Below are 14,722 nucleotides of genomic sequence, written 5' to 3'. Positions count from 1 at the left end.
ATTCTGATCTACCAAACCTTCCACGGAGCTCCGCCTTTCCACAGCTCCTCAAATTCCAGATTATCCTTATACGTATCCATGCATTTCCAAAAACCTACGTGCCGGAACGCCATCATTTCGCCTTTTCCGCTGAGCGTCTCGAAGGGCTTACGTTCGAGAACACAATCGTCAGTCAGATGTTCGAAGATCTCGTGATCGAAAACAAAAAAACCGCCATTTATCCAATCGTCGAGCAGCGGCTTTTCACGAAAACGCCTGATCGTGCCGTCACTTTCGATATCTACCAATCCAAATGGTGAATACGGGTGAACCGCTGTTACCGTCGCCACCTTGCCATGTTCAGCGTGAAACGAACGCAATGCCGAAACATCAACGTCAGCGAGCCCGTCGCCGTAGGTTACAAAAAATGATCTATTCTCTTTCAGGAGATGCTCAACCCGTTTCAGACGCCCGCCGGTGTTGGTATCGAGTCCGGTATCCACGAATTCGATATTCCAGCCGTTCGTATTATCGGCAAAATATTCCCTGATCTCATCACCCAAATAACCTAAACACAAAACGAAATCGTTTACGCCATAATGTGAAAAAATGGTGAGCAAATGCCAAATAATGGGCTTGCCGCCGATCTTGATCAGAGCCTTCGGCACGTTCCGGCCGTGCTCGCCCAGTCGGGTTCCGCGACCTCCGCACAGTATCACAGCCTTCATTTTTTAATATTGATCTCCCAAAGCTTTGCGTACTTTAGAAATACACCGTATGCCGTAAAACCCGCGATTATCATACCCGGAACACCGTCACGAAAACCTTGTTTCAGAAAATACGTGCGTAAAAAAGCCGCGATCGCGTTAGATAGAATGCCAAACGCTCCGATGGTTTTTCCGTTTCCAGCCATATGCTCGGCAGCAAGTGAGGCATACGAATCCGTTACCCGATGATGCTCGCTCAGATCGCGTTTTGTGTAGTGTAGGAACTCGCCCTCGAGCTTCTCGATCCTTCCATCCACGCGAGCCGTCTGGTGAGGAGCAACTCCGTCCCAATAGCTTTTTTCCTTACGGTAGAGCCTCATTTGGTAATCGGGATACCATCCTGAATGCATGATCCACCGGTCAAGATATTCCGTTTTCCGGGCGATCTTATAGCCGTCGGCCAATTGATCGTCAGTCAAATTGCGAAGCCTTTCGATCGAGGCTCTTAATTCCGGAGTTACCCGTTCATCCGCGTCGATCCAGAATATCCAATCGCCCGATGTCTGAGCGTCGGCATATTCGTGTTTATCTTTATAGCCGTTCCATTCACGATTAAAGATCTTGTCGGTGTATTTCCTTGCGATATCGACCGTTTTATCCGTCGAATCCGAATCGACGATCAAGATCTCGTCCGCCCACGAAACGGTCTCACAAACATCAGCGATGTTGTGCTCCTCGTTGCGGACAATTATCGTTGCCGATATTTTCATCCGTTAGATTTTCGCAGAGTTGAGCTGAAACGGAAAGTGGGCTTAAAAATCAAAAGGCCGCCATTTATCTTGGCGGCCTAAAGAAAGTACAAAACGGAGGCCTTACCTCGGGATAGGAACCGGCGAATCAACTGTAATGTTATTGGCACGGAACGCCGTAGAGGTCACGCGCTGGATATCTGCCAGGGCTTTACTGTGATCCGTTTCCGCTCTTATCTCAGCGTTCCTGGCGTTGGTCAACGAATTCTCGCGTTGAAAGAGCAGGAATGTGGTCGAGCGTCCAGCCTCGTATAATTTACGTTCGCCCTCAAGCTGGATCTCGGCATTTTCACGGGCACGGCGGGCGGTGTAAACACGCTGACGCGTTGTTTCGACAGCCTGCACCGCGTTTCGAACTTCGACGATCACAGATTGCTCCTGTCCGCGGGTCTGAGCCAAAAGCTGCTGTTCAGTGATCTTTGCTCCATCTAAATTGGCCTTTGCCGTACGGTTCTTTAGCGGGAAGGATATCGTTACGCCTACTGAGAAGTTGGGGGCGTCGCTGCGGAACATATTTGCCAACGATCTCTGAAACCCGCCATAAAGATATGATGGTGACGCAGGGATGACGAGCGTTGGATTCGGAATTAGGGGTAGCCCAAGCGAGGCTCGCGTTGCATTAAGGCCGTTCAGCAGCACGAGATCGCCGGTCGAGGTGAACAGGTTCGTTGTTGTCGCCGTATTCGTTCCGCTTCGCGACAGGCCGTCGAGCGAAAAGGTTGTGTTCAGATCGATCTGAGGTTTTGTTTGATTCTTATAGAACTTGAGATCTTCATTATTGATCTCACGCTGCAGTTTTAGCCGCTTAAGTTCAAATCGGTTGTCTAGAGCATCCTTCATCGCCTCATCAAGGTTCAGCGGAGCAGCACTGATGGTCGGAGCGTCGGTCGGAACGATAGTCTGCGACCATTCCGGCGATGTGGGATCACGAAGCAGTAATTGCTTCAGCGTGTTTTCGGCACTAGCGACGGTCTGTGTCGCAAGCAGGAGATCACCTTCGCGGTTAGCCAACTCGGTAGCGACTTGGGCTTTATCGAGCGGGGCAGCAGCTCCAGCCTCGATCCGCGCTTCAACCTGACGGAGGTTTTCCTTGGCCAGATTTACATTCGCGACCTGATTCTGCTGGTTCCTTAGAGCGAAAACGAAATCCCAGTAAGCACGCTGCACCGACGTTATGGTCTCAGTCGCTCGGAGCCTGAAGTCAGTGTCGGTCTGTTCCAAACGCTTCCTCGCGATCGTTACCTGCCGCCGTGTGTTGTCGATCCGGAAATTCCGGGCCAGCGGCTGCACGTAGTTAAAACCGAATGACGACGAATAGATAGCACTGCTGCTGTTAGATACAGACCCCGAACTTACCTGCGCCTGAGCAAAAGCATTCTCGGTTCGCTGGTTGTTGAAAAATGCCTGATAGTTACCGCCGCCGCGTTCCAAATTCTTGCTAAAGCTGGAATTTGCTCGAAAATCGTTTGTCGCGGCCGAACCGGTCGTTGAACTGCGCGAGTAGGTCGGGGAGATAGAAAAAACCGGATCGTAAGCTCCCAGGATCGAGCGTATCTGCGTTTCCTGGAACCGCACGTCATCACGCGAGACTTCGATATCGTTATTATTTTCGAGCGCTTTCTTGACAGCCTCCGCAACCGTTAACGTCAAGGTTTGAGCATTCTGGACGCCAACACGGGCAAGGGATGGAGACGATCGACGGATCGCAACCGTTTCCGGGGCGAGAACGTTCTCGCCAGATGCAGTTTTGATCGTCAGCGGTTCGGGCATATTCTTGGCAACCTGCGAAACTTCTTGCGGGGAAGCGAATGCCGTGGTTCCAAGGACCACAGTGAATAAGGCCAACAGGATAGAATTGCGTGAACGCGAAAGTTGCATTATGAAGGGCTCCGACGTAAAAACCTGATTTTATTAATTATTGCGAAAAACTCAAAACCTTACTACGTCTTTCAAAATCTGTTTGTTTCAAGAATCTCTTGATTCCGATTCAAGGGGCTGTTCGTTGTAATCGATTATTTTTTAAGATATTCTAGCCTTTCATTATCTTAACAATTCTTCGGAGGAAACATATTTCATAATGGCTATTAAAGTAGGTATAAACGGCTTTGGCCGGATTGGGAGAGCCGTGATCAGAACGTGGCTCGGCGACAAGGATATCGATCTCGTTGCGGTCAATGACCTCACCGATACTAAAACACTGGCCCATCTGCTGAAATACGACTCAGTAATGGGAAATCTCGACAACGAGATAACTGCATCGGGCGACTCGATCACGGTCGACGGCGATACGTTCAAGGTATTCTCAGAGAAAGATCCGGCACTGATCCCCTGGGAAGAGGTCGGAGCAGAGATCATCATCGAATCGACCGGCCGATTTACAAACGCGGCCGACGCAGGCAAGCACCTTCGTGGAAGCGTTAAGAAGGTCATTATCTCAGCACCGGCAAAGGGAGAGGACGTGACGATCGTGCTCGGCGTGAACGAGGCCATGTATGATCCCGCAAATCACCACATTATTTCGAACGCATCCTGCACCACGAACTGCCTCGCACCGGTCGCGAAGGTAATGCACGACACGTACGGCATCAAGAATGCCCTGATGAATACGATCCACAGCTATACAAATGATCAGCAGCTACTCGATCTGCCGCATAAGGATCTGCGCCGTGCCCGTGCTGCTGCGTTATCAATGATCCCGACGTCGACCGGAGCTGCAAAAGCCGTTGCTCTCGTGATCCCGGAGCTGAAAGGCAAATTTGATGGAATCTCTGTCCGCGTTCCTACGCCGAACGTTTCGCTGGTCGATGTGGTGATGAATCTTGAGAAGGCGACAACGACAGAAGAAGTGAACGCGACGCTCAAGGCAGCGGCGGACGGGCCGCTTAAAGGAATTCTAGCCTTCAGCGAAGTACCGCTAGTATCGATCGACTTTAAGGGAAATTCGAATTCGTCCATCGTCGACGCGGAAAATACAAAAGTGATCGACGGAACATGCGTCAAGATATTGTCGTGGTATGACAATGAATGGGGTTACTCATGTCGTGTGCGTGACCTGGTCAAGTACGTTGCCGCAAAAGGATTGTAAGCTCGTCCGGCGGCCGCGATATCAAGTCCGGGGAAACCCGGAGGGTTTTGCAAATGGAGGCTATGTAAAGAGCATGATAAGAAACATTATTTCGTCAGGATTACTCGCTTGCTGCCTCGTGTTTTCGGCAAGCGTGATCAATGCCCAGTGGGGCAATGAGCCTGTTATTGTTTACGATCTAACGAACGGTCGCGGCACCAGCCAAGGCTTCAACGTCGGTGAATATCGAAACGATCGCCGTCAGCTCGGATCACTTGGAAATGACCGTGCATCATCGGTTTACGTCGCTCAGGGCTATACCGTACGGCTTTGCGAGGCCGAGGGGCAAAACGGAGCGGGACGGTGTGAACAATATGGCCAGGGTTATCACAACCTTCTCTATTCGAATACCGCATCTTACATCCAGGTTACCGGCGGCTGGGGCGGCGGTGGCGGTAGCTGGGGCGGCGGCAATCAGGGCAGCGGCGGCGTAACAGTCTATGATGATCGTGACTTTCGCGGGGCTTCGCAGGTCTTTGGCCCTGGACGTTATCTGAACAATGCCGGACAGCTTGGATCGATCCGGAATGATGAAGCATCTTCGGTGATCGTCGAACGCGGGTATAAGGTCCGTTTCTGCGAAGGCGAAGGTACCGGCCGCGGTTCAGGCCGCTGCGAAGAGTTGGGCGAAGGACGATTCAACCTTAGGCTGAATGATGAAGCCTCGTATATCGAAGTCCAACGCACCGGCGGCTGGGGCGGCGGTGGGGCGGTGGTAACGGCGGCGGTAATAACAACGAGCTGGTTATTGTCTACTCGGAAAAAAACCAACGCGGCGACCAGCAATCCTTCGGCGTCGGAACTTTTCGTAACGACCAGCGACAGCTCGGCAATATCAAAAATGACGACGCGACCTCGATCCTTGTTCCGCGTGGATATCGCGTGAGGATCTGCGACGGCGAAGGCAACGGCCGCGGATCCGGCAATTGCGAAGAGTATGGTTCCGGCTCGAGAGATCTTCGTTACAACGACAAGATGTCCTACATCCGCGTTTGGCGAACGACATTCTAATTAAAGATGAAAAATGGCCTAAATATCGGTTTGATCGCATTGCTGCTGGTGGTTCTCGGCTGTTCGTGTCCAAGTAAGCTAAAGGAATTCGCCAACAAGGAAAACTCGTCCACTCCGCGCCCCACGCCGGCGACGAGTTCGACGCCACCGTCAACAACCTCCACGAAAGGCGACTATAATCTTTCGATGGAAAAGTACAACCGGATAAAGGTTGGAATGCCGCGTTCCGAGGTCGAGAATACACTCGGCGGAAAAGGCACCGAGATCAGCAGTTCGGTTGGCGGCGGGGTGAGATTCTCTGTCAACAAATGGGAGGGCGAGAAATTTCAGTCGATCATCCTGTCATTCAGGAATGACAAGGTCATGTCGAAATCACAGGTTGGCTTGAAATAGAACACCGATAGAATGGAACATCAATGCCCGGAAATTCCCGCTTCCGGGCATTGTTGTCTGAAAAACGATTGGTAGAGTAATTTTGAAGGAAAAACGTTTGACCTATCTACGATTTTACTCTACCTATCGAGGTACTTATGGCCGTCAAACCAGCTAAAGCGTTCGACCAATCGCGACTTTTTCGCAAAATAGTGCCGAAAACACTACGTTTTCTCAAAAGTGTGAAACGCTTCACAATTTTTTGTCGCCATTTTGTTTTACAAATAATTTCTCCCCCGAAAAAGTAAAAACTACCCCCTAGATCGAAACTTTTCCGATTCCTACCCTTAGCCTCGATCGCGATTTTGATCTATCCTAGTTGTAACTCAAGACGCTGCAAAACCATGAACAAAAAGACAATTAAAGACATCGATATAGCCGGAAAACGTGTTTTCATACGAGTAGATTTTAACGTCCCTATCAAGAACGGCGTGATCGGCGACGATACCAGAATACTAGGAGCCTTGCCGACCATTCGCTACGCCGTTGAAAAGGGAGCAAAGGTGATCCTGGCATCCCACCTCGGGCGTCCGCTCAAGGACAAGAAAAAGGCAGAAGAAAAAGGGATGCCGTACGACGCCGCGAAATATTCGTTAAAACCTGTATTCGATTATCTATCGAAACTCGACGGCCTGAATGTCGCTTTTGCTGACGATTGCGTCGGCGATGCGGTCAACGAAAAGGTCGCGGCGATGAAAGACGGTGACGTGCTTTTGTTAGAGAATCTTCGGCTCCACGGCGAGGAAGAAAAGAATGATCCTGCTTTTGCCGAGCAGCTTGCAGCGAACGCCGACGTTTACGTAAATGATGCGTTCGGTACAGCTCATCGTGCTCACGCGTCGACCGAAGGCATTACGCACTTTGTCGATAATTGTGTCGCGGGCTTACTGATGGAAAAGGAATTGAACTCCCTCGGCAAGGCTCTGCACGACCCGGAACGCCCGTTCGTTGCGATCCTCGGCGGTGCAAAGGTCTCGGACAAGATCCCGGTCATTGAATCTCTGATCAAGCGAAAGGTCGATAAATTGTTGATCGGCGGTGCGATGGCATACACATTCTTCAAAGCCCAGGGCTTTACAATAGGGAAGTCGCTGGTCGAAGACGACATGATGCCAAAGGCTCTGGAAATCGAGCACATGGCTAAAGAGGCCGGTGTTGAACTGATCCTGCCGACCGATCATCAAGTCGTAGATTCTTACGATCCGCTCAATTCGGCCAAGACGATACCGATCGCGTTTACAAACACCGGTTTAGTCGGGCTTGATATTGGCACCGAAACTATCGCGATCTTCGAAAAAGCACTCGAAGGAGCCAAAACCATAGTTTGGAACGGCCCGATGGGAATGTTCGAAGAAAAACCATTTGATCAGGGAACGGTCGCCATCGCCGAGGCCGTCGCGAAAGCAACTGACGCCGGTGCGACCTCGATCGTAGGGGGCGGAGATTCGGTCTCGGCCGTAAATCAGGCAGGGCTCGAAGATAAGATCAGCCATATTTCGACTGGCGGCGGGGCAACGCTTGAATTTCTTGCAGGTGATGAATTGCCGGGCGTTGCAGCATTGGACGACAAATAGAAACGGCAGTGTGAGACTCTATTTATGGCGGAAAATACAATGAGAACTGTCGCGGTCGAAGCTAAGAACGCTCTTCTGATCGTGTTAGGAATATTTTCTGCGGCGTTCGGGTTGAAAGGATTTTTGCTCTCAAGCCGGTTCATCGACGGCGGCGTGACCGGCATCTCAATGCTTTTTTCTGAGGTTTTGGATTTTCCACTGGCTGTATTACTCCTTTTGATCAACCTGCCTTTTATAGCGATCGGATACAGGCAGATCGGCAAATTGTTTGCCGCTAAGAGTGCATTGGCAATCGCAGGGCTTTCGCTTTGCTTGTTTTTTGTTGAATTCCCAGACGTTACCCCCGATAAACTCCTGACGGCTGTTTTTGGGGGTTTATTCATTGGAGCCGGCATTGGGCTCGCGATCCGCGGCGGAAGTGTTCTGGACGGAACCGAGATCGCCGCCCTGCTTGTGAGCCGCAAGAGCCATCTGCTACGGGTTGGTGACGTTATTCTGATCCTAAATGTTTTTATTTTTCTCGCTGCGGCGTTTTTTCTTGGGGTAGAGTCTGCTATGTATTCGATCCTGACGTATGTCGCTGCCTCGAAAACTATTGAATTCCTGCTCCATGGGGTCGAGGAGTATACGGCGATAACCATTATTTCCCCGAAAAGCGAAGAAATTAAGCAGGCGATCATGAGCCAGCTGAAACGCGGCGTAACAGTTATTCGAGGCCAGGGCGGAATGGGCAGCACCGGCGTGATCGAAGATGAACGTCAGATCCTCTACTGCGTGATCACAAGGCTTGAGATCGGCAAAGTTAAATCGGTCGCGATCGATATCGATGACCAGGCTTTTATAACGACGCACACTCTATCAGACGTACAGGGCGGGCTGCTCAAACACCCGGCTCTGCACTAAATCGAGTAGCTCGCGCGACACTACGTCGGAGGCGCAAACTCGTTCCTAGTATTGAGATCGTTGCCTCAGCCAGGAACGGAACGAATGCCGCGTAACGAAGGATCGAACAGATGCGAAGCCTTCGGCCGAACGCTAAAGCGTAGTGTTTACGGTAATCAGCAGCTATTTGAGCAAAGTCATCTCGATACTTAATTATCGCGTTTGATGCGATCTTAGAGCTCTCCAGAGCCAGCAGCATCCCGCTTCCCGTAAATGGATCAATAAAGGCCGCCGAATCGCCGACCGTAAGCAGTCCGTTCGCGGGGACCAATTCACCGCGGCCAAAACGCTCGATCGGCACTGCAAGCCATGGTTTTACAACCTGTACGGCTGACATTGCTTCTGCCGCACGTTCGTTTGTGAACACAATTTCGCGCATGACGCGTTCCGGATCACTATCCATCCGTTTTGTATCCTCGGCAGAGGCAATGAAGCAGAGATTGTAGAGATCATTTTCAACCCGGTTGCAGCCGCCGTAGCCTCCCCGATACGCGTAGATCTCGCATGCACCTGGCTTTAAGTTCGCGTGGCTGAGATGTGTTTTGAACGCGACAAATTTTGCTGCCCGCTTTTCCTGGATACTTCTATCGAGCCGTCGAACCAGCGAACGCGACCGGCCCGTCGCATCCACGGTCAGAGCCGCATAAATCTCAGCCTCGTCCGCATCTCGGCCTCGGATCCGTATGCCAGATACCCTGCGGTTTGCGAGAAGCAGCCCAATAACGTTAGTCTCTTCAAGCACCTCGACGCCAGATGCCCGGGCGTGTTCGATCAGGCGTTCGTCCATTTCGGCCCGGCTCAATCCGAGAGCCATCGAATCGGTAGAACCGAACCATTCGCTTTTGACGGAAACGCCCTTACCATTACGGGCAAAAAATAATGTTTCAGCCAGATCGGAACCTCCGGCGGCTGCAATATCCGGCATCACGCCAAGCTCAGCAAAGTGGATCAGGCATTCGGGCGAGATGAACTCGCCGCAGAGCTTTTCGCGTGGAAACCTCTTTTGCTCGACCAGCAAAACCGACATCCCAGCCATCGCCAGTCGTATCGCAAGCGATGAACCTGCAGGCCCGGCTCCAACGATTGCTGCGTCGTAGATCTTTTTATCCCCGCTCATAAATTCTATTTTCCCGAGAGCACTAAACGATACGCCGCTGACCGCGAAACTGATATTTCCTTAAGCCCCGCTGCCCTTGCGAGATTCTCTAATTCGTTGGGTTTGAACGCACGCAGTATCGAGAGAGAGCCATCCTCGACCGTAAAACGCTGTAGGAAAATACTCCCGACAACTTTATAAAAGTAATAGGCAACCGGGCTGCGGTGAAGATCGATCGCAAATATTCGATTCCGAGCGACACGCTTCATTTCCGCCAATAGCACAACTGCCTTTTCATCCGTCAAATGATGTAAAAATAGGGAACAAACCACAAAATCGAATGAATTATCCGCAAAGGGAAGCAGCAAAGCATCACATCGAACGGCTGAAATAGCTCGATTTTCGATCGATCTCGCCGCGTCCGCATTGATCTCGGCCCCGACGAGAAAGGGTTTCGGCATGATGTTCCACTTTAGGATCGTATCCAGTAGTTCTCCTGAACCAGCTCCGACATCAAGAATTGAAAGATCATCGCCGACGTTGCCGATCTCCGGAAAAAGGGCCCGGCGAAGCGCCCGGTTTTCGCCAAAAATACGGTGAACAAACCGCATCTCACCCTGCCATTTAGCGTATTCCGCAGGCGTGTAATCACCTGTGTCCAGTCGTTCGAGCTTATAGCTGCGGTGTTTGAAGCGGCCGAACATATCAGTCGGTATAACTTTGCAGCACTAGGGCACTGTTCTTCGACCCAAAACCAATACAATTGCAGAGCGCTAAATTTACTTCGGCATTTCTTGCAGTGTTCGGCACATAATCCAAGTCACAATCCGGATCCGATTCATCCAGATTTATAGTCGGTGGAATTATCCCGGTAGACATCGCGCATAATGCGGCCCCGATCCCGGCCGCTCCGCTTGCACCTTGCGGGTGGCCGAGTTGGGATTTTGTTGCGGACATTGGCGTTTTATAAGCGTGATCGCCGAGCGATAGTTTGACTGCGGTCGTTTCGATCTTGTCGTTTAGAACGGTTGACGTGCCGTGCAGATTTACATAATCGACTTGCTCCGCGGCGATCCCTGCGTCATCTAGAGCCATCGACATGGCTCGGGCCGGTTCAATCCCGGAATCGTCGAGTCGGACTCGGTGATAGGCATCACAGGTTGCTCCGTAGCCCGAAACCTCAGCATATATCTTGGCTCCGCGTTCCAGAGCGGAATCGAGCGATTCAAGTACAAAAAGGTACGATCCTTCGGAAACAACAATCCCCGAACGTCCTTTCGCAAACGGCCGCGATGCCCGGTGGGGCTCGTCGTTCCAGTCTTTTGTCAAAACGGTCATCAGATTGAATCCAGCCAAAATGCCTGGTGCGAGTGGGGCGTCAACGCCTCCGGCGATCATCACATCCTGACGGCCAAGAGCAATGTGCTGGGCCGCGTAAAATATGGCGTCGGTTGAGCTCGTACAGCCCGTTGAAACCACATGCGAAAGCCCGCGAAGCCCAAATGCCATGGAGATCTCTGACGAAAGGCCGCCGTGCGTCGAGGCAGGAATAATGTAAACGCTGGCGTGTGTTTTTGGGCCGATGTACCAGTATTCGTAGTGTTTCTCGGCAAATGCGAGACCGCCGCCGCCGGTGCCGATCTCGACGCCGATAGTACGGCGTTTTTCTATCGGCATTTCGGTCGTATCAATACCGGCATCAGCCATCGCTTCGCGAGCAGCCGCCAGGGCGAGCGGGACGGTTCGAGGGACGTGTTTTCGGTCCTTTGGCCCGATCGCTGCTTCCCAATCAAAATCCCGAACCTCGCCAGCGATTTTCACCGCCGATTCCGTAACATCGAAACTCTCGATCGTCCGTACACCGCTGACACCGGTCTGCAGCGAATGCCAAAACGCCTCGCGGCCAATGCCAATGGGCGTGACACAGCCCATTCCTGTAATTACCACTCGTCGCGGACGTGTAAAATTTCTTAGCATACCTTGAAAATTCCCTTGATCTAGTGGTTCGAGCATAGCACTTAAACCACAGAGTTAACTAGGTTTCGCTTTATATACATATTTTGATAACTTAATACGTTATGAGAAAACCTGTCATTGCAGGAAATTGGAAGATGTACAAGCTGCTCGGCGAATCGGTCGAGACGGCTCTGGCATTAAAACCATTGGTTGCAAACGCAAATAATTGTGAAGTCGTGATCGCTCCGGTATTTACGGCCCTTAAAACCGTTGCGGATCGTCTGGAAGGTTCGAATATCAATATCGCGGCACAGAATTGTGCGTCGCAGAATGAATTTGGGGCTCATACCGGCGAGATCGCACCTGCAATGTTGAAGGATGTCGGCTGTTCGCACGTTATTATCGGGCATTCCGAGCGACGCCAGTTTTATGGCGAAACGGATGCATCGGTCAATAAAAAAACGAAAGCGACACTCGCCGCTGGACTAACCGCGATCGTCTGTGTCGGCGAAATGCTCGCTGAAAGAGAAGCCGGAAATGCTGAGAATATCGTAAAAGGCCAATTGCTAAGCGGTCTCGACGGTTTGACAGTCGCCGATATGGAACGTATTATTATCGCTTACGAGCCTGTCTGGGCAATTGGTACGGGTAAAACCGCCACGCCTGAACAGGCTCAAGACATGCACGCGACGGTTAGAAAAACGGTTGCGGATTCGCATGGATCTGATGTCGCTGGTAAGGTTAGGATCCTCTACGGCGGCTCGGTCAAGCCCGACAACATTGCGATCCTTATGTCGCAGCCTGATGTTGACGGAGCTCTGGTCGGCGGGGCAAGCCTTGAGGCCGAAAGCTTTGCACAGATCGTAAATTTTGAAAGGAAGTGACTGGTGAAGTGGAAACTGCTTTTCACTCTTAACTACTCACTATTCACTAACGAAGATGGTTTACATTTTATACGCAATATTCTTCTTGTCCTGTATCGTTCTGGTTGCATCTGTTCTCCTGCAGCCGGGTAAGACTGATGCAGGTGCATTGTTTACGAGCAACGTTTCGAGCTCAGCCCTGGCTCCACGTGGTACAGCGACAGTTCTATCAAAGATCACTATCATCGCTGCATCCACTTTTATGCTTTCAGCATTGTTTCTCGCTATGCCCGCATTGACGGGTAATGTCTCGGTTCTCTCGAGCAACCCTGAAACTCCGGCTGAAGCTCCGGCGAGTTCTGTAGACGCAAATGCGAATACTGCTCCGGCTGACGCAAACGCGAATACGGCTCCGGTAGCCGATACAAATTCGAATGCTAATTCGGCCCCGTCGGCAAATGTGCCGGCCGCGAATGCTCCGGCAGCGAATGCCAACTCGAACACAAACTCGGCTCCTGCTGGCGGAAAGGCGACTGCGGTTCTGCCTCCCGCAAAACCAGCGGCGAACAAGTAGTTTTTTTGACAATACAAGCTCAGGTGGCGTAATTGGTAGCCGCGCACGTTTGAGGGGCGTGTGGAGTAATCCGTGGGGGTTCGAGTCCCCCCCTGAGCACCATATTTAAAGAAAGAGTTGTCTGAAAGGGCAGCTTTTTTTTGTGACTTTTTGTATTTTTTACTTTTTGCCGAAGTTTACCAAAAAATACCGTATTAAAAGTGTGAATCGCTTCACACTTTTGCAGAAAGGAAGGCTGGAACGCCGTAAACACTGGGTTTTAAGAATGTGGCACGTGCCACAACGGCCTGGAACCGATGATCGATTGGTAGAGGAAAGTGGGCGGTTTTCAGAACCTTTCGGCGAAATTGGTAGAGGTATTCGTGAGATTGGTCAAACGTGTGACAAGCTAACCTCGAAGAGCCAGATCCATCGAAACTTTATTGTGGGTGATCATCTTGCTCACCCGTGAGGGTGGCGAGCAAGATGCTCGCGCTCCAGTCTATTTCTCTACGATCATTGTTCCCGTTCCTTGATCAGTAAAGACCTCTGCAAGAGTCGCATTTCTCGCGGTACCGCTGATGATATGCGCGGACTTAACGCCGCGGCTGAGGAGGTCGATAAGGCTTTCCAGCTTAGGGATCATGCCGCCCGTCGCTCGGCCCGACGCGATCATGTGGCGGGCATCATCGACGGTTATCCGGGAAAGCTTCGTGTCTTCGTCCCCGGCGTTGAGATAGATCCCGTTGACGTCGGATAGCAGGATAAGTTTCTCTGCTCCGAGGCTCGCGGCAATCTCTGAGGCGATGGTGTCGGCGTTGATATTAAATATCTTGCCATCATCATCCGCACCGAGCGACGAGATGAGTGGCAGATAACCGCTATCGAGCAACGTATTTATGAGCGAGGCATCAACCTCGACCACATCACCCACATGCCCGAAATCTATCGTCTCCGTTTCGCCGGTCTCTTTGTTTAGCATCTCTCTCGGCGGACGCTTTATCGCCTTTACAACACCCCCATCAACGCCTGAGAGACCGACTGCTCTGATCCCGCGTCGTCGAAACTGAGCGAGGATCTCAGTATTGATCTTCCCGCGAAAGATCATCTTCGCGAGGTCGAGCGTATCGTCGTCGGTCACACGCCGTCCTTCGATGACCGTCTGAACGACGCCGAGCTTTTTTGCGAGTTCCGTGAGCTGTTTGCCGCCGCCGTGGATAACGCAGACGCGAATGCCGACCTCGTGCATCAACGCCAGCTCCTCGGCAAGCGATGCGAGATTTTCCCTATCCTCTGTGACCTTTCCCGAAAACTTCACAACAAAAGTCTTCCCCTGAAATCGTTGGATATAGGGAAGTGCTTCGCGTAGTAGATCTAATTTTTCCTGGTCCATAAACTTAGCTAATTTAACAGGTTCTGATGAAAACCGCCATTTCGCGGACCAGCAAGCCCTTATACCAGATAGAAATCAAAGCTAGGATCACTGCCTCCGCGAACTCAGCGTCTTTCTCCGTTCCCTCTGCGTTGAAAAATTCTGAACGATTGATCAACGCAGAGTTCACGGAGCTATTCGCAGAGGTCGGAGAGAAGAAGTTGATTTCACGATACCCGGTCACGAAAGCACTCATCAACCATACGTTAACAAGTTGTTCAGACATTCTTACAATAATGTAGCG

The 14,722-nt window shown here is 51.3% G+C and carries 15 protein-coding genes and 1 tRNA gene; 8 read left to right on the top strand and 8 right to left on the bottom strand.

Translation table 11 applies throughout. The annotated features are described in order from the left end of the window. Positions 1 to 8: 8 nt before the first annotated feature. The 3 genes from IPG22_20930 to IPG22_20920 form a co-directional block, all read right to left on the bottom strand. On the bottom strand, positions 9 to 707 hold the full coding sequence (locus tag IPG22_20930; protein MBK6590744.1) for an NTP transferase domain-containing protein: 699 nt from the start codon (positions 705 to 707) through the stop codon (positions 9 to 11). After that, positions 704 to 1,456: a glycosyltransferase family 2 protein gene (locus tag IPG22_20925; GenBank protein ID MBK6590743.1), complete on the bottom strand. Its 753-nt coding sequence runs from the start codon at positions 1,454 to 1,456 to the stop codon at positions 704 to 706. The genes IPG22_20930 and IPG22_20925 overlap by 4 nt, the downstream gene beginning before the upstream one ends. 102 nt (positions 1,457 to 1,558) lie before the next feature. Beyond that, entirely contained in the window at positions 1,559 to 3,373 is a 1,815-nt protein-coding gene (locus tag IPG22_20920; protein MBK6590742.1) for a TolC family protein, read from the bottom strand. Between the two features lie 199 nt (positions 3,374 to 3,572). On the opposite strand from IPG22_20920, the gene gap reads away from it, so the two are divergent. From gap to IPG22_20895, 5 genes are all read left to right on the top strand, one after another. Then, positions 3,573 to 4,580, top strand: coding sequence for a type I glyceraldehyde-3-phosphate dehydrogenase (gap, locus tag IPG22_20915; protein ID MBK6590741.1), 1,008 nt, complete (start codon positions 3,573 to 3,575; stop codon positions 4,578 to 4,580). A gap of 73 nt (positions 4,581 to 4,653) precedes the next feature. Next, a complete protein-coding gene (locus IPG22_20910) occupies positions 4,654 to 5,505 on the top strand; it encodes a hypothetical protein (protein ID MBK6590740.1) in 852 nt (283 codons plus the stop codon). 131 nt (positions 5,506 to 5,636) lie between these two features. Continuing rightward, a complete protein-coding gene (locus IPG22_20905) occupies positions 5,637 to 6,023 on the top strand; it encodes a hypothetical protein (GenBank protein MBK6590739.1) in 387 nt (128 codons plus the stop codon). Positions 6,024 to 6,406: 383 nt separating this feature from the next. Continuing rightward, positions 6,407 to 7,636: a phosphoglycerate kinase gene (locus IPG22_20900; GenBank protein ID MBK6590738.1), complete on the top strand. Its 1,230-nt coding sequence runs from the start codon at positions 6,407 to 6,409 to the stop codon at positions 7,634 to 7,636. Positions 7,637 to 7,675: 39 nt separating this feature from the next. Then, complete coding sequence (locus IPG22_20895; GenBank protein MBK6590737.1) at positions 7,676 to 8,539, top strand: YitT family protein; 864 nt, start codon at positions 7,676 to 7,678, stop codon at positions 8,537 to 8,539. Here the strand turns inward: IPG22_20895 and IPG22_20890 are convergent. From IPG22_20890 to IPG22_20880, 3 genes are read right to left on the bottom strand one after another with little or no spacing between them, the layout of a single operon-like run. After that, positions 8,517 to 9,695, bottom strand: a complete 1,179-nt coding sequence (locus IPG22_20890) for an NAD(P)/FAD-dependent oxidoreductase (protein MBK6590736.1) — start codon at positions 9,693 to 9,695, stop codon at positions 8,517 to 8,519. The two genes, IPG22_20895 and IPG22_20890, sit on opposite strands and share 23 nt — an antisense overlap. A 5-nt stretch (positions 9,696 to 9,700) precedes the next feature. After that, positions 9,701 to 10,378, bottom strand: a complete 678-nt coding sequence (locus IPG22_20885; protein MBK6590735.1) for a methyltransferase domain-containing protein — start codon at positions 10,376 to 10,378, stop codon at positions 9,701 to 9,703. A 1-nt stretch (position 10,379) separates the two neighbouring features. Next, positions 10,380 to 11,651: a beta-ketoacyl-[acyl-carrier-protein] synthase family protein gene (locus IPG22_20880; protein ID MBK6590734.1), complete on the bottom strand. Its 1,272-nt coding sequence runs from the start codon at positions 11,649 to 11,651 to the stop codon at positions 10,380 to 10,382. Between the two features lie 101 nt (positions 11,652 to 11,752). Here IPG22_20880 and IPG22_20875 point away from each other — a divergent pair, with 101 nt between their 5' ends. From IPG22_20875 to IPG22_20865, 3 genes are all read left to right on the top strand, one after another. After that, positions 11,753 to 12,514, top strand: coding sequence for a triose-phosphate isomerase (locus tag IPG22_20875; protein MBK6590733.1), 762 nt, complete (start codon positions 11,753 to 11,755; stop codon positions 12,512 to 12,514). 55 nt (positions 12,515 to 12,569) lie between these two features. After that, positions 12,570 to 13,067: a preprotein translocase subunit SecG gene (gene secG, locus IPG22_20870; protein ID MBK6590732.1), complete on the top strand. Its 498-nt coding sequence runs from the start codon at positions 12,570 to 12,572 to the stop codon at positions 13,065 to 13,067. 17 nt (positions 13,068 to 13,084) lie between these two features. Next, a tRNA-Leu gene (locus IPG22_20865) sits at positions 13,085 to 13,169 on the top strand. A gap of 379 nt (positions 13,170 to 13,548) precedes the next feature. Here the strand turns inward: IPG22_20865 and argB are convergent. Together argB and IPG22_20855 are read right to left on the bottom strand one after the other, a co-directional pair. Beyond that, positions 13,549 to 14,439 (bottom strand): acetylglutamate kinase, encoded by an 891-nt coding sequence (gene argB, locus IPG22_20860; protein ID MBK6590731.1) that lies wholly within the window; start codon positions 14,437 to 14,439, stop codon positions 13,549 to 13,551. A gap of 13 nt (positions 14,440 to 14,452) precedes the next feature. Then, complete coding sequence (locus tag IPG22_20855) at positions 14,453 to 14,704, bottom strand: hypothetical protein (protein ID MBK6590730.1); 252 nt, start codon at positions 14,702 to 14,704, stop codon at positions 14,453 to 14,455. Positions 14,705 to 14,722: the final 18 nt, after the last annotated feature.

Source organism: Acidobacteriota bacterium (genome assembly GCA_016703965.1).
Classification (GTDB): domain Bacteria; phylum Acidobacteriota; class Blastocatellia; order Pyrinomonadales; family Pyrinomonadaceae; genus OLB17.
The sequence above is the reverse complement of the archived record's forward strand: the minus strand, read 5'-3'. Positions and strand labels throughout refer to the sequence as shown.

Excerpts from the sequence above, each read along its gene's own strand:
- IPG22_20930 (MBK6590744.1), bottom strand. The coding sequence starts at position 707 with ATGAAGGCTGTGATACTGTGCGGAGGTCGCGGAACCCGACTGGGCGAG.
- IPG22_20925 (MBK6590743.1), bottom strand. The coding sequence starts at position 1,456 with ATGAAAATATCGGCAACGATAATTGTCCGCAACGAGGAGCACAACATC.
- IPG22_20920 (MBK6590742.1), bottom strand. The coding sequence starts at position 3,373 with ATGCAACTTTCGCGTTCACGCAATTCTATCCTGTTGGCCTTATTCACT.
- gap (MBK6590741.1), top strand. The coding sequence starts at position 3,573 with ATGGCTATTAAAGTAGGTATAAACGGCTTTGGCCGGATTGGGAGAGCC.
- IPG22_20910 (MBK6590740.1), top strand. The coding sequence starts at position 4,654 with ATGATAAGAAACATTATTTCGTCAGGATTACTCGCTTGCTGCCTCGTG.
- IPG22_20905 (MBK6590739.1), top strand. The coding sequence starts at position 5,637 with ATGAAAAATGGCCTAAATATCGGTTTGATCGCATTGCTGCTGGTGGTT.
- IPG22_20900 (MBK6590738.1), top strand. The coding sequence starts at position 6,407 with ATGAACAAAAAGACAATTAAAGACATCGATATAGCCGGAAAACGTGTT.
- IPG22_20895 (MBK6590737.1), top strand. The coding sequence starts at position 7,676 with ATGAGAACTGTCGCGGTCGAAGCTAAGAACGCTCTTCTGATCGTGTTA.
- IPG22_20890 (MBK6590736.1), bottom strand. The coding sequence starts at position 9,695 with ATGAGCGGGGATAAAAAGATCTACGACGCAGCAATCGTTGGAGCCGGG.
- IPG22_20885 (MBK6590735.1), bottom strand. The coding sequence starts at position 10,378 with ATGTTCGGCCGCTTCAAACACCGCAGCTATAAGCTCGAACGACTGGAC.
- IPG22_20880 (MBK6590734.1), bottom strand. The coding sequence starts at position 11,651 with ATGCTAAGAAATTTTACACGTCCGCGACGAGTGGTAATTACAGGAATG.
- IPG22_20875 (MBK6590733.1), top strand. The coding sequence starts at position 11,753 with ATGAGAAAACCTGTCATTGCAGGAAATTGGAAGATGTACAAGCTGCTC.
- secG (MBK6590732.1), top strand. The coding sequence starts at position 12,570 with ATGGTTTACATTTTATACGCAATATTCTTCTTGTCCTGTATCGTTCTG.
- argB (MBK6590731.1), bottom strand. The coding sequence starts at position 14,439 with ATGGACCAGGAAAAATTAGATCTACTACGCGAAGCACTTCCCTATATC.
- IPG22_20855 (MBK6590730.1), bottom strand. The coding sequence starts at position 14,704 with ATGTCTGAACAACTTGTTAACGTATGGTTGATGAGTGCTTTCGTGACC.